Here is a 23847-nt window from a genome sequence, read left to right as displayed (position 1 = left end):
TGATTACAAGAACAGGAGATCAGATAGGTATGAATTTTATCGTTGAAACATCAGCTCGTCATGTACATTTATCTCAGGAACATCTTGAGATTTTATTTGGACAGGGCTATGAGTTAACAAAGAAAAAATATTTATCCCAGCCGGGTCAGTATGCATGTGAAGAGAGAGTAACCGTTGTAGGTTCCAAGAGTGAGTTTAAAGGAATTTCCATTTTAGGACCGGTTAGAAAGGCGACTCAGATAGAGCTTTCTATGACCGATGCCCGTTCCATTGGAATTGCCGCACCTTTGAGAGAATCCGGTGACGTTGCAGGCAGCGGTGCATGCAAGATTATTGGACCTGCCGGTGAAATTGAAATAACAGAGGGTGTAATCGTTGCAAAGCGTCATATTCATGCAACCCCCGCAGAAGCAGAACAGCTTGGTGTGAAAGATGGTGAAATCGTTTCTGTAAAGGTTGACACGAACGGAAGAAGCCTGATTTTCGGAGATGTGGTTGTGCGTGTAAATGAAAATTATGCTTTGGCTATGCACATTGATACAGATGAATCTAACGCAGCAGGCTGCGGCAGAGAACAGTACGGTGAAATTATTAAATAATAAAGGAGAATCAAAGGAATATGAAAATTTTAGTTATTAACTGCGGAAGTTCTTCCTTAAAGTATCAGCTGATTGATATGGAGAACGAGGGAGTTCTGGCAAAAGGCTTATGCGAGAGAATCGGCATTAACGGTTCCAAGCTGTCTCACAAGGCAGAAGGAAAAGAGGAAATGGAAGTAGAGAAAGAGATGCCGAACCATACCGTTGCTATCAAGCTGGTTATGGATGCATTGGTTGATCCGGAATACGGTGTAATCAAGGATACCAGTGAAATTTCTGCAGTAGGACACAGGGTTCTCCATGCCGGCACGATTTACAGCGATTCCATCGTAGTAAATGAAGATGTGAAAAAAGTTATCCGTGACTGCTTTGATTTAGGACCTTTGCATAATCCTGCAAACCTGGTAGGAATTGAGGCATGTGAGGAAGCAGTACCTGGAGTTCCCAATGTAGCGGTATTTGATACTTCTTTTGGTATGGGTATGCCTGAAAAAGCCTCCATGTATGCAATTCCTCATGAATACTATGAGAAATACAGCATTCGCCGTTACGGCTTCCATGGTACAAGCCATAAATTTGTATCCAATGAAGCGTTAAGCTATTGCGGTTTAGATCCTGAGAAGGGCAAGGTAGTTGTTTGCCATTTAGGAAACGGAGCCAGCATTTCAGCCTCCATCGGCGGCAAGTGTGTGGACACCAGCATGGGACTGACTCCTTTAGAGGGCCTTATCATGGGAACCAGAAGCGGTGATATTGATCCTGCTGTTGTACAGTTTATCTGCAATAAGGAAGGCAAGAGTGTTAATGAAGTATTGGATATCTTAAATAAGAAATCCGGTATTCTCGGCATGTCCGGAGGCATTTCCAGTGATTTCCGCGATGTGCAGAAGGCTCAGGGAGAAGGCAACCATCTGGCTGATGTTGCTATTCAGGCATTTATTTACCGCGTAGCAAAATACATCGGTGCTTATGTGGCAGCCATGAACGGTGTTGATGCCATTGTATTTACTGCAGGTGTCGGTGAAAACGATAAGCCGATCAGAGGTGCGGTTTGCGAATATTTAGGTTACCTTGGCATTACCATTGATCCGGAGATCAATAAGGCAAGAGGAAAACGTGTCATGATTTCCACACCGGATTCAAAGGTAAAGGTATGTGTCATTCCTACCAATGAAGAACTGGCCATTGCAAGAGAGACAAAGGCTCTGGTATAATTCGGGTGAAACGGTACATGATGTTGTATATGGGATAAAGGTCGAAAGAAAATCCCCTTGATTCATTCGTATTCAAATATGGAAATATTTGTTGACAAATGTTGCACCCATATGTATAATAACATAGGTGCGTATTAGGAGACTAGTATGCTTATTAATTTAACTGAGTTGTTTACCCTGGAAGGGAAAGAGAAAACTTATACACCCGAACTTGAAATGAAGGTCTATCATGGGCCCAATGGCGATTATGAAGTGGTGGATGCAGAACCTGTGCTGCTGCGGATTATGAATCTGGGGGACAAGAGGCTGGAAGTGGAAGGAAAGGCGAAACTCGCTTTGCTTATTCCATGCGACCGCTGCTTAGAGCCGGTGCGTGTTGACTTAGATTTTGATGTGATCCGTGCTCTTGATTTAAGTGAAACGGATACGGGGATAGTAGAAGATTTTGAAGAACAACCATATGTTAACGGTTATAATCTGGATGTAGACCAGTTGGTTTGTGATGAACTCATACTGAACCTGCCTATGAAGGTTCTCTGCAGTGAAGACTGTAAGGGGATTTGTAATAGATGTGGAACAAATCTCAATCATGAGACTTGTGACTGCGATATTAGGCCTACAGACCCTAGAATGGCAGTCATCCAGGATATTTTTAAACAGTTTAAGGAGGTGTAACCATGTCTATTTGTCCAAAGAACAAATCTTCTAAAGGAAGAAGAGACAAACGCAGAGCAAACTGGAAAATGAGCGCTCCAAACTTAGTGAAGTGCAGTAAGTGCGGTGCACTTATGATGCCTCACAGAGTATGCAAGGCTTGCGGTTCTTACAACAAGAAAGAAATCATTTCTGTTGAGTAATCTATTTGAAAAAGAATAAGCTGTAAAGGCTGATAAAATCAAGGCTTTCCTATAATAAGGGAAGTCTTGTTTTTTGCATTGATTGCCTTTTGGTCAAAAGGCGAAAAGAATCGGTTCTCATCATCTTGCATCTAAGTCTGAAAATCTGATAAACAGTCAGAATCAATAAAACACTTCCAAGGATAATCTCATAAAAATAAATAATCAAATCATTCAGTATGCACTTGTTGCATGAGTCATTGTGTAAAAGAACAATTACCCAGGGATATTTCCAATAAATGCATAAACATAGTCCGTATGAATTGACAAAGAAATACTGCTGGTCTAAAATGACAACGTAGGACAAAAGGAGAACGGAAGGAAGGTGGAGGTTATTCAGAAAGCAAATATGATACAGATAGCCGAGCACTGCGGTGTGTCCCTAAAGACGGTATCGAGAGTGCTCAATCACCCGGAACAGGTAAGCCCCAAAACGAGAGAGGCAGTCAGACGTTCCATGGAGCAGTGCGGGTTTCAGGTGAACCTTTTGGCAAAGGGCTTAAAGCAGAACAGAACCAACATCATTATCGTGTTTCTGGATAAGCACAATGATGCATATATGAATCTGTGGAGAAGCGAGATGCTGAAACATATCTTTCGCTACTCCAGTAAGATTGGTCTGAAGGTAATTGTATCGCCGTCAGATTGCTATGGATTCCGGGAGGACGAGACAGATGGATTTTACCTTCTATCCAGCGGGATTGCTGATGGAGCCATTCTTTTGGAATACATGATAAAGGATCAGCGGATCGAATATTTAAAGCGTACAGCTACTCCCTATGTGGTGCTGGGACAGCCCAAGGAGAAGGATATTCCAGCTGTCAGTCTGGATAATTTTGATGTGGGACTGTCTGGCGGCAAATATTTGAGGGAAAAGGGCTTTCAGAACATCTGCTATCTGACCAATGACGAGAACTTCTATTCCACAGAGCTGCGTGTAAACGGCTTTTTAAAGGCAGTACCGGATGGACAAGTGATCTACGGTGTGAAAGATGCCAGAAGCGCTTATGAAAAGACAAAGGAGCTGTTAGCTGACGGGAAGACGGACTGTATCTTCACAAACGGTGACAACCGCTTCCTGGGAATTTATAGGGCGGCATTCGAAAGCGGAAAAAAGATACCTGAGGATTTGGGGGTGCTGTCAGCCGATAACTTGTCCATCAACGAGGAGGCTTACCCGGCCCTGTCATCTTTAGGCCAGGACTTTGAAAGGCTGGCAAAAGAATGCATCAGCCTGCTTCAGCTGCTTCTCCAAAAAGATCAGAACAATGAAGAACTAAAAAAGACACAGATGTTTCTGCCATCCACGATTATTGAACGGGAGTCCACCCGATGAGGCAAATGCAGGGATAATAAATCAGCCGGAGGAAATCATGAAAAAGTTAGTTGCAACAGCACCCAGAGTGGCCGAATTAAAGGACTATGAGGATCGGCCCATTGAAAGCAATGAGGTGAGAGTCAAGGTTGAATTTGCAGCTCCGAAGCACGGGACGGAGCTGGCCGATTTCAGAGGAACCACCCCTTTTATCGACGGAAAGTTTGACAGTGACTGGAATATTTTTACCCAGCGGGAGAAGGAGGAACCGCGGGGCATCGAATTCGGAGATCTTCCCATTGGCAACATGTTTGTGGGAACCATCATTGAGACCGGAGCAGATGTGACGGATTATGCAGCAGGAGACCGGGTATGTTCCTATGGTCCGATCCGGGAGACCGAGATTGTCAATGGAGTAAATAATTATAAGCTGAGAAAAATGAGAAGGGATGCCTCGGAAAAAAACGCAGTCTGTTACGATCCGGCACAGTTTGCCCTGGGTGGGATCCGGGATGCCAATATCCGCCCCGGTGATAATGTAGTGGTGATTGGCCTTGGAGCTATTGGCCAGATCGCGGTTCAGCTGGCGAAAAAGCTGGGGGCGGCCGTGGTCATTGCTGTTGATCCCATTGAAAAGAGACGGGAAATTGCAGCGCGCTATGGAGCCGATGTCTGCCTTGACCCGATGGCATGTGACGTAGGCTATGAAATTAAGCGCTCCACCGGAAAGCTGGGAGCGGATGGGATTTTGGAGACAAGCGGAAGCGTGCAGGCGCTGCAGTCTGCGCTGAAGGGCCTGGCTTATGGAGGAACGATCGCCTATGTAGCGTTTGCAAAACCATTTCCAGCCGGTTTGTGGCTGGGACAGGAGGCTCATTATAATTATGGAAAAGTCATTTTTTCCAGAGCCTGCAGTGAACCGAACCCGGATTATCCCAGGTGGAACCGGAAGCGGATCGAGGATGTAGTATGGGATATGCTCATGAGCAGTTATCTGGACTGTTCTGAAATCATTGATCCCATTGTGAAGTTTGAGAATTGTGCGGAAGGCATTTGTACCTATATGGATCGGGAACCGGAAAAGAGCATCAAAATGGGCGTTGTATTCGGAGGTGAGGCGTGATGTTGCTGGGAACACAGGAGCGGGATTTTTTTCCGAAGGATCTGACAGAGAAATTCAAGTTTATGAAGGCCATTGGATTTGAGTGCTTTGAGGTGGATGGAAAAGTCCTCATGGAACAGGCTGAGGAAATAAAACGCGCCATTGATGTCTCGGGACTTCCGGTATCCAGCGCATGCGGCGGTTACCGCGGCTGGATCGGTGATTTTATTGAAGAGAGAAGACTGAACGGCATCGATGATTTAAAGGTGATTATCCGCAATTTAAAGGAAGTGGGAGGAACCGGAGTTGTAGTGCCGGCTGCCTGGGGAATGTTTACATACCGCCTTCCGCCAATGGTTTCCCCAAGAAGCAAAGAAGGAGACCGGAAAGCAATTCTGGATTCTTTGAGGCAGCTTGACGAGACGGCTGATACATATGGAATAAACATCTGCCTGGAGCCGCTGAACCGTTATCAGGATCATATGCTCAATACCACAGAAGACGCGGTTTCCATCATTGATGAGGGAAAATTTAAAATGGTAAAAGTTACGGCAGACTTTTATCATATGGCGATTGAGGAGGACGATATCTCTGAAACGCTGGAGAAATATAAAGATTACATCGGCCATGTTCATATTGCCGAAAATCACAGATATCAGCCGGGCAGCGGCAGCATTGATTTTAAACGGCACATGGAGACATTAAAGCGAATGGGTTATGAGGGTGCGGTTGTCAATGAGGGGAGAATACGGGGCGAAGATCCGCTTAAGGCTTATGAGAATTCCATCGCTTATATGAAACAGTTCATATAGAAACAGGAGGGACTCATGAACAATTTAAGGGTGGCAATAATCGGAGCCGGGCAGGTTGCCCGGACTTCTCATATCAAATATTATCAGGACATGGACGGAGTGGCGGTTGATGCTGTCTGTGATATCAATGGGAAAGCTGCCGAGGATACGGCAAAGGACTTTGGAATTCCCCGATGGTACAGCGATGTTTTCCTCATGCTTAAGGAAGCAGAGCCGGATGCGGTCAGCATCTGCGTGCCCAATAAATTTCACTGTGATATGACCTGTACTGCCTTGGAGCATGGCTGTCATGTTCTCTGTGAAAAGCCGCCGGCAATAACGGTAAAGGAGGCTGAACAGATGAGGGATACGGCAAAGCGATGGGGAAAAGTTCTGACCTTTGGATTCCACTTTCGTTATGCCGAACGGATTGCATTTCTGAAGAAACAGATCGAAAACGGGGAGCTGGGTGCCATTTATGCCGGGGACGTAACCTGGATGCGCCGGAGGGGGATCCCGGGCTGGGGGAATTTTACTGATAAAGAGCTTCAGGGCGGCGGGCCGTTGATTGACATTGGAGTGCATATTCTGGATCTGGCGGTTTATCTCATGAACTATCCGCTTATTGACTATGTCTGCGCCACGGCTTCCGACAGGATCGGCAAAAGGGGAGGGACGGGCTTCCTGGGAAATTGGGACAAAGAGCGGTTCGGTGTGGAGGACGGATTATTTGGTTTCATTAAATTTGCCGACGGCAGTTCCTTAAATATCAGAACCTCTTATGCAGTTAATATTGGGGAAAAGGAGAAACGAACGCTCTGTCTGTATGGTGATAAAAAGGGCCTCAGTGTATTTCCTGCGGAGCTGTACGGGGAAGAAGACGGATGGCAGGAAAACCGGACATACCCCTTTGATGAGCTGCGGGACTGGCATTATGACTGCGTCAGGCATTTCGTGGAATGCTGCCGGGAGGAGGCTGTTAGTCTGGTGACACCGGATCAGGCCGTCTATGTTCAGAAACTGATTGCCGGTCTGTATCGTTCGGCAGAGACCGGAAAACCGGTTGTATATGGGGCTGGAAACGTTGATCTAATATAGAATTGAAAATCTGTTTGATGTGATTGTGGACGGGCTTTCCATAACCAGGGCAAAGCCTGATCCGGAAGTATTTCTGACTGCGGCAGAGCGGTTTTCCGTTGATCCTGGAACATACGGGTCTGCTTCTGGAAACAGAATATAAATCATTCTTTTGAAGTCCTGGAAAGTGGGAGATCATATGTACCAGAATTACTTAAATACAGAAAATGCGCAAAAAATTGCAGATGGGATCATGAAGATCATTCCCTGCAACATCAACATAATGGATACAAACGGGGTGATCCTGGCAAGCGGCGACAAAAGAAAGCTTGGAACCCTTCATCAGGGGTCTTTGACGGCCTTAAAGCGGAAGGAGTCTTACGTGGTGTATGAGACAACTTCCACGGAGCAAAAGGGTATCAGTCTGCCGATCATCTATAACAACAGTATTCTTGGCGTGATTGCTATTAACGGAGAGGTGGAGGAAGTGATGCCAATCGGCCAGATCTGCCTTTCAATTGCGGTTTTGATGATAGAAAACCGGCTGTTAAGTGATATGACGGCGATCAAGGAAAACCGTCTGAAGGATTTTCTTTACGAGTGGATTGGCCTGGGACAGGAAGAATATAACGATGCTTTTTATGATCAGGCCGCCTACTTAGGGATTAATCTGAAGATTCCCAGGACCGCGGTGATCATAACCAGCGGCCACATCCGTTACAGCATCATCGACATCATAAAGAACCGTCTGAGTACGGATGAATATATTGTCCGTCAGGGCATGGACGAGGTGCTGCTCCTCTTTCAATCAGGAGAACGGCTTAAGGCAAGGCTGGAAAAGATTATGGAGGTCAGCGGTGACTTAGAGCACTGTTATATCGGGGAATCCAACATCGTTGCAAGCAGGGCTACCAGTTCCGTGATGCAGACGTTTCACATTGCCAGTGCGCTGAAGATCAGGAAACGGATTCTGTGTTACCATGAGGTGGCATTGGAATGCCTCTTAAATAACATCGAGATGACCAGGGAACTGGATGAAATCATTCATTTGCTGGAAGCGCAGGATGTGGATGGGGTGCTGAGGGAGACCATATCAGCTTATGTGGAACATAATGACAATTATTCTCAGATATGCGAAAAGCTCCACATCCACCGCAATACCCTCAATTACCGGCTGGCCAAAATCGAAGAGCTGTTAAACAAAAACCCCAGGCGGGCAAAGGAGCTGATTCTGCTTTACATCGCCACCATCAAGATGAGCAGCCGATGAAAGCCGTGTTGCGGGCTGTGCAAATGAACAATGATAAAGTGGGAGTTTGGTCTCGTCCACATTGTAGCGGAGGAGGCTTAATGATAAAATACTATAAACATATAAGTAAAGACTAACTATTAAAAGTCAAGTCTAAAAAAGAAAGTTTATGAATGAATTGCAGAAATGCATTTCAAGTAAATCAGTACCTTGAAAACCGCATGACAAACAGAGCATCTTTACAGGTGCTCAAAAAGAAAATTATTAAACAGAAAAGTTAAGAGACTTTGTTGTATGCCTGTCCCGATTTTTCTAACCGATAAATGACTCTGACCAGCTTCTTCGCAGCATGAGAAACAGCAACGTTATAATGCTTACCCTCCGCCCTCTTTTTTGCAAGATAGGCGGCAAATACCGGATCCCACTTACAGACAAATTTAGCAGCATTAAAAAGTGCGTAGCGCAGATACCTGGAACCACGCTTTTCCATATGTGAATGAGAAGATTCCAACTGTCCGGATTGGTAGGTAGAGGGAGATAATCCAGCATAGGCAAGAATCTTATCAGGAGAGTCAAAACGGGAAAAATCACCGATTTCAGCTAGAATCATGGCGCCCATCCGGTAACTGATTCCAGGAATCGTAAGAATAGGGGAATGGAGTTCATCCATGATACGTTTTATTTCCTGTTCGATTTCATCAATTTCGGCATCTAATTCACCTATCAGCTTTAGGGTGTGTTTCAGTTCCAGAGATTTTACAGGCATATTCGAACCGATAGAGGCTCTGGCTGTTTCCCTGAACAGGATGGCGTTGTCTCTGCCGTAACGACCCTTAGAGGTTTCGTAAAGCAGATTGGTCAGTCTGGTAAGATGAGCAGAAGCAATCTGAAAAGCACCGGGGAATTCGCTTAGTAAAGCGGAAATGGAAGGCATATGAAGAGTGGGAACCAGCTTTTCCAGTTCAGGAAAAAGAATCGTAACCAGACGGGAAACAGAAGTTTTAAGCTTGGCGCGCTCCCTGACTTTATCAAAACGGTAACGGGTTAGTGACTTTAATTCCTCGTTGTGGTAAGATATGTCTGAGTAGGACTTTAAGTTCACATCAGACATAAGCATTGTAGCAATCGTATGGGAATCAACTTTATCCGTTTTCGTCTTTCTAAGGCTTAGACTTTTTCTGAAAAGACTGGTATGTAACGGATTGATAACAAAGGTGGTCAGACCTTTATCAAGAAGAAAGCCCAAGATGTTATAACTGTAGTGTCCAGTGGCTTCAAGGCCTACTTTTACATTGGTTAAATCATCTGTAGTGGAAGTGATCTTCTGATAGAGGACCTCAAAACCTTCCCGGTTGTTGGGAATGGTAAAGGATTTAAAGAGAATCTTCCCATCTGAGTTGGTGATAAAACAATCATGCTTATCCTTGGAAACATCAATCCCTGCGTATATCATAGCGAAACTCCTATTAAATGAATTTGATACTGTTTTAGACCACGGTGGCTCTCTGCGATTGTAACCTTGTTCTAAATAAACCGTCATGCGGTATCTAACTGATTAACAAGTGAACAAAGAGACTGTGGTTAGAGCCTTTACTAAACCATCAAGTGGTAGGAGAAATGAACTAATCCACAGTATCTAAAACAGCATAGCTCATACCTAAGAAAAGGTAAAGAAAAGCTATGACTATATAATACAAGGAGAGGGAATCATGAAAAAAAGTTTATCAAAGAAACTGACAGTACTGGGGCTTTTGATGGTGACCGCAGCAGGTGCGGCGGGGTGTTCATCAAAACCGGCTGAGACGAAAGCTGTTGAAACAAAGGCTGAAGAGACTGTGGCTCCGGCAGGGGAAAGTACCAGTGCCGGTGGGGAAAAGGCCTCAGGCGGGGATGTTTTAAAGGTTACATACAGCGGCACACCGGAAATCCATGAAAAACAGTATCTGATGGATTCATTCTTTAAAAAATTTGAGGAAGAAAATAATTGTAAAGTAGAAGTTGATTTTGTAGCACAGGCCGATGCGATCAAGAAGGTTCAATCGGAGCAGGAAGGAAAGAACTACATCACTGATATTATTTATGCGGACACAGCCAATATGGCACCCTATGTCAACGGCGGCTGGATGCAGAATATCACGGATCTGGTCAACAGCACCGGCTCTACTTATACACAGATGTTTGATAATTCTACAAATAAGGATGGAATACGTTACTTTGTCCCCATGAGTTTTGACGTATACGTTACCTGCGCAAACAAAAAGGCCCTGGATTATTTACCGGAAGGACTGACCGAGGAAGATGTTGTTTCCGGTATTACCTGGGAACAGTATGCTGAATGGGCAGTGGCAATCGCGGCAGGCGAAGGGGAAGGCAAAACCATGATGCCGGCCAACTTAACCGGTTCCCAGCTGCTTTACCCCATGGGCGGCATGAGCCTGGCTTATGGCGGCGGATTCCCGGAATTCACATCTGATGGTTTTAAGGACGCTCTCGGCATCATTGCATCAATCGCTGCAGGTAACGGCTTCTATGCGGAGCAGGATCAGTATACGGCTCCCACTGACCCGTTGAACAGCGGCGACGTATGGCTGACATTTGCTCATATGGCTCCGGTGGGCGCAAGCTACAATGCGGCTCCCAACAACTACGTAATTGGTGCGGCTCCCAAAGGCAGCAAGGGCGCAGGCTCGACTTCCGGTGCATGGTGCTATGGGATTGCCCAGGGGGCTCCGAACCAGGAACTGGCTGAGAAGTTTATCAACTATATCGCTGATCCGGAAGTAAACTATGATTTCTGTTCCAACTACGGCGGTTCTTTAAGCCCAATTGAAGAGGTGGGTGATATTCTGGGCTCAGATGACGTTGTCATGAGAGCTGGTATCGAAATGTTGAAAACAACGATTGTTACCGGTGTGCCGGCATCTGAGTATTCCGATTGGAACGCAGTGAAGCTGCTTTATGGAGATGTGTTTAACAGCGTTTTAAAGAACAAGGCAGTTCCCGGGGAGGATTTCCTTGCAGATGTTCAGAGCAAGATGGAGGCATTAAAGAACTGATGAACTAATCGTGTAAAAGCCTGGAAGGATGCAATGCGGACCAGGCGCCGCTGCATACTTCCAGGCTTTAAATTTACCGGAATTGCTTTCTGTAAATTTAAGACGCTCCGCGGGAGACGTACTTTGCACTGCAGACTTATATATAGAAACGGGGGATTTATTTGAACGAAAATGTCAGCAAACAGATTTTGGAAAAACCCATGCTCAGCAAAAAAAGTATTCCCTACTTTCTCCTGTTGCCGGCCTTCCTTTTTTATGCAGTATTCTGGCTGCTGCCGGTACTTTCCGGTATAAAAGAAGTGTTTACCGATTTTGACGGCAACTTTACACTTCTGGGCAATTTTAAGCTGATGGCAGAGTCTGATTTGATCAGCGCTGCAATTTTTAACACTGCCGCATTTGCAGCGGTATCCGTGATCCTTCAATATTTTCTGGCCCTTCTTCTGGCAGTGCTGCTGTCGAGAAAGTTTAAAGGTGCCAAGATCCTGATGTTCGTTTCCATGATTCCAATGGCCATCACACCTACGGCGGTGGCGATTCTCTGGAAGACCGGACTTGTGAGGGACGGCTGGATCAACACGGTTTTAATGGGGCTGCATCTGATAGAGAAGCCGATTGTATTTATGGGTGCAGAAGGACTGTCCGCAGTTTTTTTAATCATTCTCATCGATACCTGGACAGTTACACCGTCCGTCATGATCATCCTGATTGCCGGCCTGCAGGGAATGCAGCGGGAGCTGAAAGAGGCAGCCTATCTGTTCGGCGCCAACAAATGGCAGATTTTTAAGGATATTGTTATCCCGATTTTAAAACCTTCGATCACAACATCCATTATTATGAGGCTGATTGCAGCTATCCAGGTCTGGGCTATTGCTGTGATGGTTCTGGGTTACAGCAAAGTGCCGTTTTTGGTGGAGCGTGTTGCTTTTTATGTGGAGGCGGTACCTGGGGTCAGCACAAGCCAAAAGCTTGCCTTTACCCTGTCCTTCCTGACAACCATTATCGTCCTGTGTGCAACCGTGGTCTATCTTAAGGTTTCCAGGGGCGGAAAGAAGGAGGCGGCGAAATAATGGATAAACTGAATATTGTACAGAAAACCGTTATGGCAATCATCTTGGCAACCATGTTTCTGCTGGTGGCAATTCCGCTTCTGGCTTTCACAACGGTTGCATTCTCCAACGCTGCGGAAATGACGGAGTTTCCCAAAGGGCTGCTTCCGAAGTTTAAGGTCACAGTCAAAGTGGAGGCAAACCCGAAAGAAGAGTTTGAGATCTTCTATGACAGTGGGGAAGGTTATGAATCGATTATCACCACGAAAAGACCGTCCAAGCTGGAGTCTCATTTCACCAGACAGTACGCGGTGACTGTTCCCGGCGAGCAGCTTATGGAGGATTTCAGTCAGACCCTGACGGATGGGCCCATGGAATTTACCTATAAAAAAGATTTGTTTTACAATTTTAAAACCTTTTTCAGCATTGTGCCCAATGCTGCTTCAGCGCTTAAAAACAGCATGATAGTTTCCCTTTATACGATTCTGATTTCCCTTGGAGTCGGAAGCCTGGCAGGGTTTGCCATGGCCCGGTTCCAGTTTAAATTCAAGGAGCAGATCAATGTTTCACTCCTCATTGTGAGAATGTTTCCGGTGGTTGGGATCAGCATCCCAATGGCCATGCTGCTGATCAGATTCGGGCTCTTTGATACGAGGATCGGCCTGGCGCTGTTGTATTCGGTTCCCAATATTGCACTGACGGCCTGGATTACCAACAGCATTTTTATCGGCATCAGCAAAGAGCTGGAGGAGGCGTCGATGATCTTTGGGGCGGGCAGTGTACAGACCTTTGTCAGGATCACCCTGCCCCTGGCATTTCCGGCACTGGCTGCCAGTTCCATGTATTCATTTTTGACTGCCTGGAATGATACCATCTCGGCATTGATTCTGACCAATAAAAATCAGACGCTGTCCCTGGTTGTCTACAAGGCAATCGGCACAACGTCAAGCGGCATCCAGTATGCGGCAGCTGGAAGTATCGTGCTGATTCTTCCTGCACTGGTATTTACCTTTATTATCAGAAGATACATCGGACAGATGTGGGGCGGAGTCGAATTATAGGAGGAAGCTATATGAGCTATTTGGAGATTAAAAATTTACAGAAGAGATATACAAAAGATGGTCCTCTGATTGTCAACAACATGAATTTGCTGATCGAGAAGGGCGAGTTTATTGTCTTTCTGGGCCCGTCAGGCTGCGGCAAGACCACTACAATCCGGATGATCTCAGGGCTTGAAGATATCAGCGGCGGCGAAATACTGATTGATGGGGAGAGCATTGTTGGAAAGAAGCCGAAGGACCGGGGCGTTTCAATGATTTTCCAGAGCTACGCCATCTGGCCCCATATGACAGTGTTTGACAATATTGCCTATCCCTTAAAGCTTCAGAAGGTGCCGAAAGAGGAAATCAAAGAGCGGGTGACCACGGCGGCCAGGGCAACCGATATTGAGGGCTTACTGGATCGCTATCCGGCACAGATGTCCGGCGGACAGAGACAGCGGGTGGCCGTATCCAGGGCGATTGTTGTGAAGCCGAAGATTTTCCTGATGGATGAACCTCTCTCTAACCTGGACGCAAAGCTCCGGGTATCCATGAGAACAGAGCTGAAAAACATTCACCTCCAGCAGAACTCCACCAGTATTTTCGTGACCCACGATCAGTCTGAGGCGATGAGCCTTGCTGACCGGATTGTGGTTATGTACAAAGGTAACATCGAGCAGATCGGAACCCCGATGGAGGTTTATCAAAACAGTGCCACAAAATTCGTGGCAGAGTTTATCGGAACCCCGCCGACCAACTTTTTTAAGACAAAGATACAGAAAGCAGAAGACGGGCTGGTGGCGGCAAATGAACATATCTGCTATCAGGTGCCGGACGCTCTTGTACAGGCGCTTTTACCCTACGCCGGAAAAGAAGTTCATATGGGTGTCAGGCCGGAATATATCGATTTATCGTTTTCACTGGAAAAAACACCGGGATATATGTGTGATGCCACGATAGATTTTGTGGAGCCGCAGGGATCCCATGCCATTTTGATTACAAAGATAGGCGGCAATGAAGTGAAAATTCATACCACGGCCTATATGGAGATGGCACCTAAGACAAAGGTGGCGCTGCAGGTGAAAGAAGAACGGGTCATGTTCTTTGACTGTCAGACAACACTGCGCATCAGATAATTAGATTTGGAGATAAAATATGGACAGCATAAAAGAACATTTACAACATTTATATCCGGATTGCCACGAGGAACTGGCAGAACGGATCCATGGATTGATAGAAACCTGGAAACCGAAGATCAAGGAGTCATATCCCTGGGTAGACAAAGGCGATATCATGTTGATTACATACGGCGACGGGATTAAGCGGAAGGGGGAAGCACCTCTGGCCACTCTGCGGGCATTTCTGAAGGAAGAGCTTGCCCGTACGGTTTCTGCAGTTCATTTACTGCCGATGTTTCCCTATACTTCAGATGACGGCTTTTCTGTTGTGGATTTCAGGGAGATCAACCGGGAACTGGGAGACTGGTCTCATATCGAAAAGCTTCGTGAATCCTATGACATGATGTACGACGCGGTCATCAATCATGTGTCAAAGTCCAGTAAGTATTTTAAAGAATATGCGGCGGGTAACCCTAAATACAGAAATTTCTTTATTGAGGCGGATCCGGCAGGGGATTACAGCTCGGTCATCCGGCCGCGGGCACTGCCGCTCCTGACAGAATTCGAGACCGGTTCGGGCAAAAGATATCTCTGGACCACCTTCAGCGAGGATCAGCTGGATTTGAATTATAAGGATCCTGAGGTGGTGTTGGAAGTTCTGGACATTCTCCTGCTTTATGCGGCAAAGGGAGCCAGGTTTATCCGCTTCGATGCCATCGGATTTGCGTGGAAGGAGCTGGGGACAACCTGTATGCATCTGCCCCAGACCCATGAGCTGATAAAACTCATGAGGTGCGTGCTGGAGGCTTGTGTCAGCGGCTGTACTATCATTACGGAGACGAATGTACCACATAGAGAAAACATCAGTTATTTTGGCAACGGCTACGATGAAGCCGGTCTGGTCTATCAGTTTCCGCTGCCGCCTCTGACGCTCTATTCTTACTTAAGCGGAACAGCCGTCTATCTGTCGGACTGGGCGGCCGGTCTGGAACCGACTACCGAAGCAACGACATACTTTAATTTCCTGGCCTCCCATGACGGCATCGGGATGCGGCCGGTGGAGGATATCCTCAGTGAGAGAGAACGCCGGTTCATGGTTGAGCAGGTGCTGGCCCGGGGAGGTGAAGTGGGATACCGATCGCTGTCCGACGGAAGCCAGGTCCCCTATGAATTGAATATCAATTACTTAGATGCGGTTGCCGGAAATGAGACGGATCCCGTTCTGATGGTCCGGAAATTCCTGGGCTCCCAGTGCATCCTGCTGTCTTTGATGGGGATGCCGGCGATCTATTACCACAGTCTTTTAGGTTCCAGGAACTGTTATAAAGATTATCAGGAGTCGGGCATCAAACGGCGTATCAATCGTGAAAAGCTGGATGCAGACCGGCTGAGGGAAGAACTTTCCCACCCGGATTCCATAAGAAGCAGAGTGCTTTCCGGTTACCGGAAGATGCTGGCTGTAAGAAAACAGGAGGAGGCCTTTGCGCCGAACAATTTACAGCAGGTCCGCCGGCTGCATGACAAGGTCTTTGCCGTGGTGAGAGGAGCAGCGGGGAACCAGATATTGGCGATTGTCAACGTATCCGGGGATCAGGTGGAAGTAAAAACCGGACTGGACGGAACCGATCTGCTTTCCGGTAAAATCATGAAACAGAATGTTTCATTGGAACCATATGAATATCTGTGGTTCAAAATAAACGGCTGAACGGCATAAATAAGGAGAGTGCAGTTATGGACAGAGATTACAGTTTTTTAGATTCTCTTGACAGGGGAATGTATTTTGAGAAAAAAGAATATGACGGAGTTCCCTATCTGAAATACGACGAAGTAAAAGACTTACTTCCGGCACCAATTGTAACGAATCATCAGGAGTGGGTGGATTGCTATCATTATGCGGTTCGTATCCTGTATACCAATATTCATCAGCCTGCTGAGGGCAGTGGTTTTGTGAGCAATTTTGTGGATGCGGCTTTTAATAATGATATTTTTTTATGGGACACCGTCTTCATGACACTGTTCTGCAATCTGCTCCACCCTTTTGTGCCGGGAATCTGTTCCCTGGACAATTTTTATTGCAAGCAGTTTGATGACGGAGAGATCCCCAGGGAGATGGTACGGGATACCGGCAAGGATTTTCTGCTGTGGGTCAATGCCTTCGACAGCCCGCTGTACTCTTATTTTCACAACCATTATGGTTTTCGTATGCTCAAAGAACTGGGGACGCTGGCCTATGAGGATATGTATAAACCGAATATGGGGCGTATTATCGAAAAGAAGCCTTATCTGACTCTGGATAATTTAAATCATCCGCTGCTGGCTTTTGCGGAATGGGAGAGCTATTGCCATACCAAAGACGTGAAACGTCTCCGCATGGTGCTGGAACCACTGTACCGTTATTATGAAGCACTGAAATACCATCTCCGCCATCAAAATGGTCTGTACGTGACCGATTGGGCCAGCATGGACAATTCAACGAGGAATAAGCATCTGGGCCTGGCAGTGGATACCAGCTCGGAGATGGTGATGTTTGCCGGCAACCTGACTGACATAATGGATGAGCTGGTAAAATACGGCTATGATGTGCCGGATTATGAGAAACGGCGCGAAGAACTTGTCAGAGACAAAGCCATCCTGATTGAAAAAATCAACCGTTATATGTGGAATGAGCATGAGGGCTTTTATTATGACATTACCTTTGGTGAGCGCCAGACCAGAATCAAGACGATCGCCGGATTTTTTCCCTTGGTGTCAGGTGTTGCCGATGAGAAGCAGGGGAAACGCCTGATTGAATGGCTGGAGGATAAAGAAGCATTTAACCGCCCCCACCGGATTCCGGTGCTGGCTGCCGATGAAGAGGGATATGACCCACGGGGCGGCTATTGGCGAGGTTCCGTATGGGCGCCGACCAACGCCCTGGTGCTCCGCGGCCTGGAGAATCATGGTTTTCATAAACTGGCCAGAGATATTGCCGTCAATCACCTGGATGTTATTTCCAAGGTATATGAGCAGACAGGAACGATCTGGGAAAATTATCCGGCTGATGAGATTTCCAGCGGTGATTCTGACAAAAATGAGTTTGTCGGCTGGTCTGGTCTGGGTCCGATTCTCTGCCTGATCCAGTATGCCGTGGGTCTGTCACTGGAGCGCAAAGAAGGCGAGCCGACGGTCCGCTGGGAGATTTCAGGGAATCTTATTAAGGGCGGTATGCTGGGCTGTAAGAAGTACTGGTTTGCAGGAAAGACGGCGGACTTTGAGGCAAAGGACATGGGAGGGTCTCTTGATGTGACCATTCACACGGAGGACTGCTTTAAACTGAACTTAATTTACCAGGGGGCACAGCATTCCATCTCCGTGCAGGGAGATATGAAGCTGACATTTTAACCGAATCAAGCAGGGGCGCGGATTGCGAATATCCGCTTGACGGGAAGTAAACACCCTTAGGCAGAGGGAAAACCATGTGTCCGGCAAAACCTATACAAAGAGGTGCTGCTGAAGTTCCTGGCCGGCTGCCGGGCACGGACCGGAGAAAAGGAGATGTATAATGAAAAAGCTGGTAATATACGGCGACAGTATTTCAACGGTTAACCACGGCCAGGGCGGCTATGAGGCGTTGATTAAGGAAGCTCTCTGTGTGGCAGAGATCTGCAATTTTTCGGTTGGTTCCAGCGGTTTGACAAAAGCCACACCAGGGAACATGCTGGAAGTCCTGGAACAACATCCGATTCCAAAAGACGCAGAACTGTTTTTGGTCTGGCATGGAAGCAATGACTGGTATTGGGGGAGTTCCCTGGAGGAATTTTCTGCAGCTGTCCGGATTGCATCTGATAAGCTGCGAGCCGCAGCACCGGCGGCTCTGCTGGCCTGGGTAACCCCCATATACCGTTTTCAGCGGCCGGACGGTGTGACGCAGGAAGGGGAGGCGTATGATCTTCCCAATAAAAAAGGATACATGATGCTGGACTATTATGAGGAGCTGGAGCGTTCCAGCAAAAAACTGGGATTTTTACTGATAGATATGCGCCGGCTTTGCGGAATTCACCGCAATAACGCGGAGTTGTATCTGGAGGACCGGGTTCACCCCAATCACGAGGGATATGTGAGAATAGCGGCGGTAATGAGCAATGAGATCAGGAGGATTCTGTTATGAAACAGGATTGTGTCCGGGCGGATGACTTTATTGCGGATAAGCGGCATGCCGTCCGGGGGTTAAGAGAGGCTGTCAGATGTGCTGTGAAAACAGGCTGCTTATGTGTCTGCCTGGGAAGGGGAACTTATATACTCGACGAGTATGAGACGATTGAGACCAATTCCATTGCCCATGACGATGGCTGCGGAGACATCCGGGAGAAAGACTGTTTTCTTTTTCTTTCAGGAATTCAGGGGCTGACAATCAGAGGAACATGCACAAAGGCTGGAGAACCGGCAACTGTTTTGGCAGGACTGCATGAGCAGGATCCCCAGATACTGATGCCGGCTATTTTATGGGCAGAAAGCTGCAGCAGCCTGAAGCTTGAGAACATTGCCGTGACCAGAATTCCGGAAACGGCCAGTGCCGGTGTGGTGAAGCGGGTCTCAAAAGATGAGGTGGAGGTGGAGGTTTTCCCGGATCTGCCCTGTGAGGATGGAATGGTCCCATACTGTATGAACCGTTTTGATACCGGGGGCAATGACCGGGGGAATAGGAAGGAATGCCGTCTGATGGGGGAGAGTCTTACCTATGGATTTGGTTATGACCGTCGGTTTATCAAAACAGGGGAAAGAACCATGTGCCTTCCGGACGCAAAGATCGCGGGAAAGGTAAAGGTTGGGGAGGGATTATCCTGGCATCAGTCAGGGCGCACGGATTTCCAGCTTTTTTTCGGCGGCTGCGACGGTTTGAGCCTGTCCAATATGCGTATTTACAATACAAACGGGTTTGCCATTCTGACGGAGAACTGCCGGAATATAACGGCCAGGCGTCTGGTTATAAAACCGGCCGGCGACCAGTTTTTTACCGGACCCAGGGATGGCTGGAAGATCTACCGCTGCGGCGGAGCGATATTGCTGGACCGGTGTCATGTGGAAGGCGTACGGATGGACGGTCAGAACGTGCACAGTAATTTTCTTATTGTGGAAAGGCGGATTGGCAGGCGAGAACTCATCTGTACCTGCAAATATGCACCTGTTCCGCTGCGTTTGCCTTCTGCCATAGGGATCTATGACGGCATCTCCATGTCTGAGTTCCAGCTTGAAAGCTGGGAGTTTGCCGGCGGTTTTAAGGAGCGCAGCGTACAGCCGGAGGAAAAGACTGCCGGTGCCGCTGTAGCGGGGACGGTCAACCAGATAACAAGATATCGTCTGGTGGTAAAGGAGGATCTGCCTGATTCTGCGGCGGCAGGTTCCCTGGTGCATGCACTGTGCTGGGAACCTGATTCCTATGAGTGCAGGGACAGCGTGTTTAAAAATATTGCCGGTGCGGGCCATCTGCTTCGATGCAGAAATGTAACTATTCGGGGCTGCCGCTATGAAAACCTTATGAATGCCGGGATTTTGATCGGTGCTGAATTCAGCACACACTGCGAAGGCGGGCACGGAGAGAATATAACGATCCAGGATTGCAGCTTTATCAACTGCGGGTTCAAGCCCCGGTATGGCTCTTACGGCATGGGCGGAATTGCTGTGAAATCCCAAGGCTTTTCCGGTCCGTACAACCGCAATATCATCATTTCAGGTTGCAGGTTCGAAGCTTGCCGCCAGGGGATTGAGCTTTGTGATGCGGGTCAGGTTGTTATGTCGGATTTGTGTTTTGTGGATGTGCAGCAGCCACTTAGGATAGAAGGGAAAACGACTGAAAAAGTCGAGGCAGATAATATCCTTGATTCTTCTCAAATCGAGGTAAAATATTTATAGAACAAATAGATAGAAAACTCTATGTGTTCATGCTATAATAAAACAAATATAAATTTGAACGAATCAAAGTGAGGATAAGTCAATGCCTACGATCAAGGATATAGCTGCAAAAGCCGGTGTCTCCCATGGCACCGTTTCCAATGTGCTGAACAAGAGAGGAAACGTTAGTGCTGAAAAAATTCAATTAGTGGAACGGATAGCCAATGAGATGGGGTATAAGATGAACGTCCAGGCACAGCAGCTGCGTGCCGGTATGGCGCGCAGAGTCTGCATCATTGTACCTAAAATCACTTTGAAGTGCTATAATGACTTATATTTTGGTTTAGAACAGTATTTACGGGATCATGATTTCAGCATAGAATTAATTTGTACCAATAATCTGGAATGCGGTGAGGAACGGGCAGTAAAAAAGGCTCTTTCTTTAAATCCCATGGCTGTGGTGGTGGTCAGTTCCCTGTTAAAGAACCGGGGGCTGTATACGTCAGAAGCAAATTTTTTCTTTGTGGAACGGAAGGTAAAGGGAATGCCGGAAGGTGCTGTTTACGTTTCGTTTGCATTTGATAAGGCAGGACAAGATATTGCCATGAGGTGCATTGCAGACGGTCATAGAAATGTGGCATTATTCTGTGAAAACAGTATTTATTCCAACAGCAAGAGTTTTATAAACGGAGCGGTGGATGTATTTGAGGATAACAACTGCTATTATAAAATATTTCCAAGTGATGACAGCAAATGGTTTAATAAGGCGTTTGACATTTTAAACTCCCAGGAGGAATTTGATGCGGTCATTGCAATGAGCCGGGAAGATGCGGATTATGTAAAGGCAGCCCACCAATATAATCCGGATAAAAAGATGCCGGTTATTTATGCTCTCACAAGTAAAAGCATTGGCATTGATCCTGAAGTGTGCAAATATGAGTTGAATTATAAGCTGCTGGGAAGGATTATTGCGAAACGAATTGTTGGAATCAGCGAAGAAGAACGGGAATTAAGTCAGCCTGAAAAGGCAAAGGAGCAAGGGAAGAGCCGGATGGAACAGGTTCTTGTGGAAAATGACGGGTTTTATCAGGAGGCTCCTTTTTGCAGTAAGGACAGTTCCCTCTGTTTTCTGACTATCCAGAATCCCACCAGTAAAGCCATTAAGATGCTTCTTCCTTCCTTTACCAAGGAAACTGGAATTAAAGTAAATATGATAGAGGTTTCTTATGATGAACATTATAAGATGTCCCGTGCATGCAGTCAGAGCAATCCTTACGATTTGATTCGGATTGATATGGCGTGGATGACAGAATTGGGAGATAAGATATACCGTCCTTTGGATGATGCCAGACCGGTGGTAAGATGGCTGAGAGAGCAGATTTTGCCTACATTATCTGATAATTATTCCATAGTAAATGGTATTCGGTATGCGTTTCCGCTGGACGCCTGTGTGCAGATGTTGTTTTACCGGAAAGATTTGTTTGAGGATGAGCTGATTAAACGGGAGTTTTTTGAAACGTATAAAAGGCGTCTGGAGATTCCCAAGACCTTTAAAGAGTATAATGAAGTGGCAAGATTTTTTACGAAAAAGGAAAATCCGGCTTCCAGAACCAGATATGGAGCGTCAGCTACTTATGGTCGGACGTTTCTTGCTGCCTGTGATTTCCTGCCAAGGTTTAGGGAATTTAAGAAGGATATCTTTGATGCAGACGGGCATGTGAATATCATGATTCCTGAAATGAAGCAGGCGATATTAAATTACCTGGACACCTGCCGCTATACCAGCAATGACATTTACCAGTGGTGGCAGGAACCAACGCGGCAATTTTCAGAAGGAAGCACTGCCATGCACATTGTATTTTCCAATTATGCTTCTGAGATGATTCACAATTTGGATTCCAAGGTAGTGGGAAGAATTGCCTATGGGACGGTCCCTGGCGGACAGCCTCTGTCAGGAGGCGGTTCTGTCGGTGTTTCTAAATTCAGTAATAAGTATGAAGAGTGCATGATGTTCTTAAAGTGGCTGTACCGAAAAGACATTGCCGAAACCATTACCTATCTTGGCGGTTATGTATGTAATCATGAAATCAGCAGGAATATGGACATACTGGAGCTTTATCCCTGGCTGGAGGATATGGAGAAATCCTTTGAACCTGGCTGGAGAATATCCCATCACGACAAAAACCATGTTTTTAATGAATTCCTGTTTGAAGATATTCTGGGAAAAGCGGTCCGTTCTATTGCTTCGGGCATTGAGGAAGCAGATATTGCCCTGGAAAAAGCACAGGCAGAATGCAGCAAAACTTTTAACCCTGTACCAAACGTTCTTAAATAATATAAAATTCAGAAAAGGTGTTGCAGCAGGAGTTTCAGTAACCGATTGCCGGTTAAACTCTGCTGCAGCACCTTTTTGTTGTGTTAATTGGAGAAGAAAGTTGTGAATAATAATTGAACGTGTCAATAAAAATGAAGAAAAAACATGTGAAAATGCGAGTGGCACATCATAATGTGCACAAAAAAATGTAAAATTCTTGATAAAATCATGTAAAATAAACAATTAAATCAGAAAATGATATTGACACGTTCCAATTAATGGTGTATAAAATAGATAAAGAACCAAGGAGGTAAGGATCATGTACACAAAGAATCAACCAATTAAAAATCTTATCGGGAGAAATAAGATTTTAATTGCGGCGCATCGTGGAACCTGCGGGGGAAATGTGGTCCAGAATACATGCATGTCATATAAGAATGCATTGCTTCATGGAGCAGATATGATCGAGGTGGATGTTTCCATGACATCTGACGGAGTGTTTTATGCGTTTCATAATGGGGAAGAACCGTTGGAACTTGGGGTTGACCGGGATATCAGAACGATGACTTCAAAGGAGGTGGATCAGCTTTATACTTTGAATTCCGTTAGGCATGTATGCAGGCAGAAGCTGGAGTATCTGGAAGAGGTTCTGGAATGTTTCCGGGGGAAATGTCTGATCAATATTGACAGATCATGGTTTTACTGGAAGGAAATCATAGCACTTCTGGATCGAATGGATATGAAGGATCAAATCCTTTTAAAATCAGGAGTGGAGGAAGATCTCCTGAGGGAACTTGAGGAAAGCGGCACAGAGATCATGTATATGCCCATCATGAAACATCCGGAAGAATGGGATATTTTAAAGAAATATAATATCAATGTTGCAGCAGCGGAATTGATTTTTACAGATTTAGAAAGTGAATTTTTAAATCCGGAGTTTATGGGGCAATTAAAGGAGGCAGGAATTGCACCATGGGTGAATGCCATTACACTGGATGATGATACGATTCTTTCAGGGCTTTTGGATGATAATAATGCCATTAAGATCGGTTATGAGGAAACATGGGGAAAGTTAATGGATCTGGGATTTGAAATTATCCAGACTGATTGGCCGGCGTTGTTAAAAGGATACATATTAAATAAATTTAAGGAAAAATAG

At 46.2% G+C, this 23847-nt stretch carries 20 protein-coding genes; 19 read left to right on the top strand and 1 reads right to left on the bottom strand.

The genetic code is table 11. The features are described 5' to 3' along the window. Positions 1–29: 29 nt before the first annotated feature. From pduL to K401_RS0125410, 9 genes are all read left to right on the top strand, one after another. Positions 30–599, top strand: coding sequence for a phosphate propanoyltransferase (pduL, locus tag K401_RS0125455; RefSeq protein ID WP_024295596.1), 570 nt, complete (start codon positions 30–32; stop codon positions 597–599). A 20-nt stretch (positions 600–619) separates the two neighbouring features. Next, positions 620–1813, top strand: coding sequence for an acetate/propionate family kinase (locus K401_RS0125450; protein WP_024295595.1), 1194 nt, complete (start codon positions 620–622; stop codon positions 1811–1813). 147 nt (positions 1814–1960) lie between these two features. Further along, positions 1961–2488 carry a YceD family protein gene (locus K401_RS0125445; protein ID WP_024295594.1) on the top strand — a complete coding sequence of 176 codons (528 nt, stop codon included), beginning with the start codon at positions 1961–1963 and terminating at the stop codon, positions 2486–2488. A 2-nt stretch (positions 2489–2490) separates the two neighbouring features. Beyond that, positions 2491–2670, top strand: a complete 180-nt coding sequence (gene rpmF / locus K401_RS0125440; RefSeq protein WP_013272565.1) for a 50S ribosomal protein L32 — start codon at positions 2491–2493, stop codon at positions 2668–2670. A 364-nt stretch (positions 2671–3034) separates the two neighbouring features. Continuing rightward, positions 3035–4045 carry a LacI family DNA-binding transcriptional regulator gene (locus K401_RS0125435; RefSeq protein ID WP_051153042.1) on the top strand — a complete coding sequence of 337 codons (1011 nt, stop codon included), beginning with the start codon at positions 3035–3037 and terminating at the stop codon, positions 4043–4045. 37 nt (positions 4046–4082) lie between these two features. Then, entirely contained in the window at positions 4083–5147 is a 1065-nt protein-coding gene (locus K401_RS0125430) for a zinc-dependent alcohol dehydrogenase (RefSeq protein WP_024295592.1), read from the top strand. Then, a complete protein-coding gene (locus K401_RS0125425) occupies positions 5147–5938 on the top strand; it encodes a sugar phosphate isomerase/epimerase family protein (RefSeq protein WP_024295591.1) in 792 nt (263 codons plus the stop codon). Before K401_RS0125430 ends, K401_RS0125425 begins: the two co-directional genes overlap by 1 nt. A gap of 15 nt (positions 5939–5953) precedes the next feature. Beyond that, positions 5954–7015: a Gfo/Idh/MocA family protein gene (locus K401_RS0125420; RefSeq protein WP_024295590.1), complete on the top strand. Its 1062-nt coding sequence runs from the start codon at positions 5954–5956 to the stop codon at positions 7013–7015. A gap of 178 nt (positions 7016–7193) precedes the next feature. Next, positions 7194–8264, top strand: a complete 1071-nt coding sequence (locus K401_RS0125410; protein ID WP_024295589.1) for a CdaR family transcriptional regulator — start codon at positions 7194–7196, stop codon at positions 8262–8264. A 256-nt stretch (positions 8265–8520) separates the two neighbouring features. On the opposite strand, the gene K401_RS0125400 is transcribed toward K401_RS0125410, so the two are convergent. After that, positions 8521–9696, bottom strand: coding sequence for an IS110 family RNA-guided transposase (locus K401_RS0125400; protein WP_024291828.1), 1176 nt, complete (start codon positions 9694–9696; stop codon positions 8521–8523). A 256-nt stretch (positions 9697–9952) separates the two neighbouring features. Here K401_RS0125400 and K401_RS0125395 point away from each other — a divergent pair, with 256 nt between their 5' ends. The 10 genes from K401_RS0125395 to K401_RS0125345 all read left to right on the top strand — a co-directional run bounded on the left by K401_RS0125395 (position 9953) and on the right by K401_RS0125345 (position 23847). Next, positions 9953–11299, top strand: coding sequence for an ABC transporter substrate-binding protein (locus tag K401_RS0125395; RefSeq protein ID WP_024295588.1), 1347 nt, complete (start codon positions 9953–9955; stop codon positions 11297–11299). A gap of 161 nt (positions 11300–11460) precedes the next feature. Next, on the top strand, positions 11461–12369 hold the full coding sequence (locus K401_RS0125390) for a carbohydrate ABC transporter permease (RefSeq protein WP_024295587.1): 909 nt from the start codon (positions 11461–11463) through the stop codon (positions 12367–12369). Beyond that, on the top strand, positions 12369–13409 hold the full coding sequence (locus K401_RS0125385) for a carbohydrate ABC transporter permease (RefSeq protein WP_242837874.1): 1041 nt from the start codon (positions 12369–12371) through the stop codon (positions 13407–13409). Before K401_RS0125390 ends, K401_RS0125385 begins: the two co-directional genes overlap by 1 nt. Before the next feature lie 11 nt (positions 13410–13420). Continuing rightward, positions 13421–14524, top strand: coding sequence for an ABC transporter ATP-binding protein (locus tag K401_RS0125380; protein ID WP_024295585.1), 1104 nt, complete (start codon positions 13421–13423; stop codon positions 14522–14524). Between the two features lie 19 nt (positions 14525–14543). Continuing rightward, positions 14544–16211 carry a sugar phosphorylase gene (locus tag K401_RS0125375; RefSeq protein WP_024295584.1) on the top strand — a complete coding sequence of 556 codons (1668 nt, stop codon included), beginning with the start codon at positions 14544–14546 and terminating at the stop codon, positions 16209–16211. A 26-nt stretch (positions 16212–16237) separates the two neighbouring features. After that, positions 16238–17887 (top strand): MGH1-like glycoside hydrolase domain-containing protein, encoded by a 1650-nt coding sequence (locus tag K401_RS0125370; RefSeq protein WP_024295583.1) that lies wholly within the window; start codon positions 16238–16240, stop codon positions 17885–17887. Between the two features lie 160 nt (positions 17888–18047). Beyond that, positions 18048–18653 carry an SGNH/GDSL hydrolase family protein gene (locus tag K401_RS0125360; protein ID WP_024295582.1) on the top strand — a complete coding sequence of 202 codons (606 nt, stop codon included), beginning with the start codon at positions 18048–18050 and terminating at the stop codon, positions 18651–18653. Then, the gene (locus K401_RS0125355) at positions 18650–20395 is read left to right on the top strand and encodes a right-handed parallel beta-helix repeat-containing protein (protein WP_024295581.1); all 1746 of its coding nucleotides are present in this window, start codon (positions 18650–18652) and stop codon (positions 20393–20395) included. Before K401_RS0125360 ends, K401_RS0125355 begins: the two co-directional genes overlap by 4 nt. 82 nt (positions 20396–20477) lie before the next feature. Then, the gene (locus K401_RS0125350) at positions 20478–22709 is read left to right on the top strand and encodes an extracellular solute-binding protein (RefSeq protein WP_024295580.1); all 2232 of its coding nucleotides are present in this window, start codon (positions 20478–20480) and stop codon (positions 22707–22709) included. 298 nt (positions 22710–23007) lie between these two features. Continuing rightward, positions 23008–23847 carry a glycerophosphodiester phosphodiesterase family protein gene (locus K401_RS0125345; protein WP_024295579.1) on the top strand — a complete coding sequence of 280 codons (840 nt, stop codon included), beginning with the start codon at positions 23008–23010 and terminating at the stop codon, positions 23845–23847.

Origin of the sequence: Lacrimispora indolis DSM 755, from assembly GCF_000526995.1 — a bacterium.
GTDB classification, from domain to species: Bacteria; Bacillota; Clostridia; order Lachnospirales; family Lachnospiraceae; genus Lacrimispora; species Lacrimispora indolis.
The sequence above is the reverse complement of the archived record's forward strand: the minus strand, read 5'-3'. Positions and strand labels throughout refer to the sequence as shown.

What these genes read in the sequence shown, in the direction of transcription:
- K401_RS0125360 (WP_024295582.1), top strand. Translation starts at nt 18,048, where the DNA reads ATGAAAAAGCTGGTAATATACGGCGACAGTATTTCAACGGTTAACCAC.
- K401_RS0125350 (WP_024295580.1), top strand. Translation starts at nt 20,478, where the DNA reads ATGCCTACGATCAAGGATATAGCTGCAAAAGCCGGTGTCTCCCATGGC.
- K401_RS0125395 (WP_024295588.1), top strand. Translation starts at nt 9,953, where the DNA reads ATGAAAAAAAGTTTATCAAAGAAACTGACAGTACTGGGGCTTTTGATG.
- K401_RS0125380 (WP_024295585.1), top strand. Translation starts at nt 13,421, where the DNA reads ATGAGCTATTTGGAGATTAAAAATTTACAGAAGAGATATACAAAAGAT.
- rpmF (WP_013272565.1), top strand. Translation starts at nt 2,491, where the DNA reads ATGTCTATTTGTCCAAAGAACAAATCTTCTAAAGGAAGAAGAGACAAA.
- K401_RS0125385 (WP_242837874.1), top strand. Translation starts at nt 12,369, where the DNA reads ATGGATAAACTGAATATTGTACAGAAAACCGTTATGGCAATCATCTTG.
- K401_RS0125375 (WP_024295584.1), top strand. Translation starts at nt 14,544, where the DNA reads ATGGACAGCATAAAAGAACATTTACAACATTTATATCCGGATTGCCAC.
- K401_RS0125370 (WP_024295583.1), top strand. Translation starts at nt 16,238, where the DNA reads ATGGACAGAGATTACAGTTTTTTAGATTCTCTTGACAGGGGAATGTAT.
- pduL (WP_024295596.1), top strand. Translation starts at nt 30, where the DNA reads ATGAATTTTATCGTTGAAACATCAGCTCGTCATGTACATTTATCTCAG.
- K401_RS0125420 (WP_024295590.1), top strand. Translation starts at nt 5,954, where the DNA reads ATGAACAATTTAAGGGTGGCAATAATCGGAGCCGGGCAGGTTGCCCGG.
- K401_RS0125410 (WP_024295589.1), top strand. Translation starts at nt 7,194, where the DNA reads ATGTACCAGAATTACTTAAATACAGAAAATGCGCAAAAAATTGCAGAT.
- K401_RS0125355 (WP_024295581.1), top strand. Translation starts at nt 18,650, where the DNA reads ATGAAACAGGATTGTGTCCGGGCGGATGACTTTATTGCGGATAAGCGG.
- K401_RS0125450 (WP_024295595.1), top strand. Translation starts at nt 620, where the DNA reads ATGAAAATTTTAGTTATTAACTGCGGAAGTTCTTCCTTAAAGTATCAG.
- K401_RS0125345 (WP_024295579.1), top strand. Translation starts at nt 23,008, where the DNA reads ATGTACACAAAGAATCAACCAATTAAAAATCTTATCGGGAGAAATAAG.
- K401_RS0125445 (WP_024295594.1), top strand. Translation starts at nt 1,961, where the DNA reads ATGCTTATTAATTTAACTGAGTTGTTTACCCTGGAAGGGAAAGAGAAA.
- K401_RS0125430 (WP_024295592.1), top strand. Translation starts at nt 4,083, where the DNA reads ATGAAAAAGTTAGTTGCAACAGCACCCAGAGTGGCCGAATTAAAGGAC.
- K401_RS0125425 (WP_024295591.1), top strand. Translation starts at nt 5,147, where the DNA reads ATGTTGCTGGGAACACAGGAGCGGGATTTTTTTCCGAAGGATCTGACA.
- K401_RS0125400 (WP_024291828.1), bottom strand. Translation starts at nt 9,696, where the DNA reads ATGATATACGCAGGGATTGATGTTTCCAAGGATAAGCATGATTGTTTT.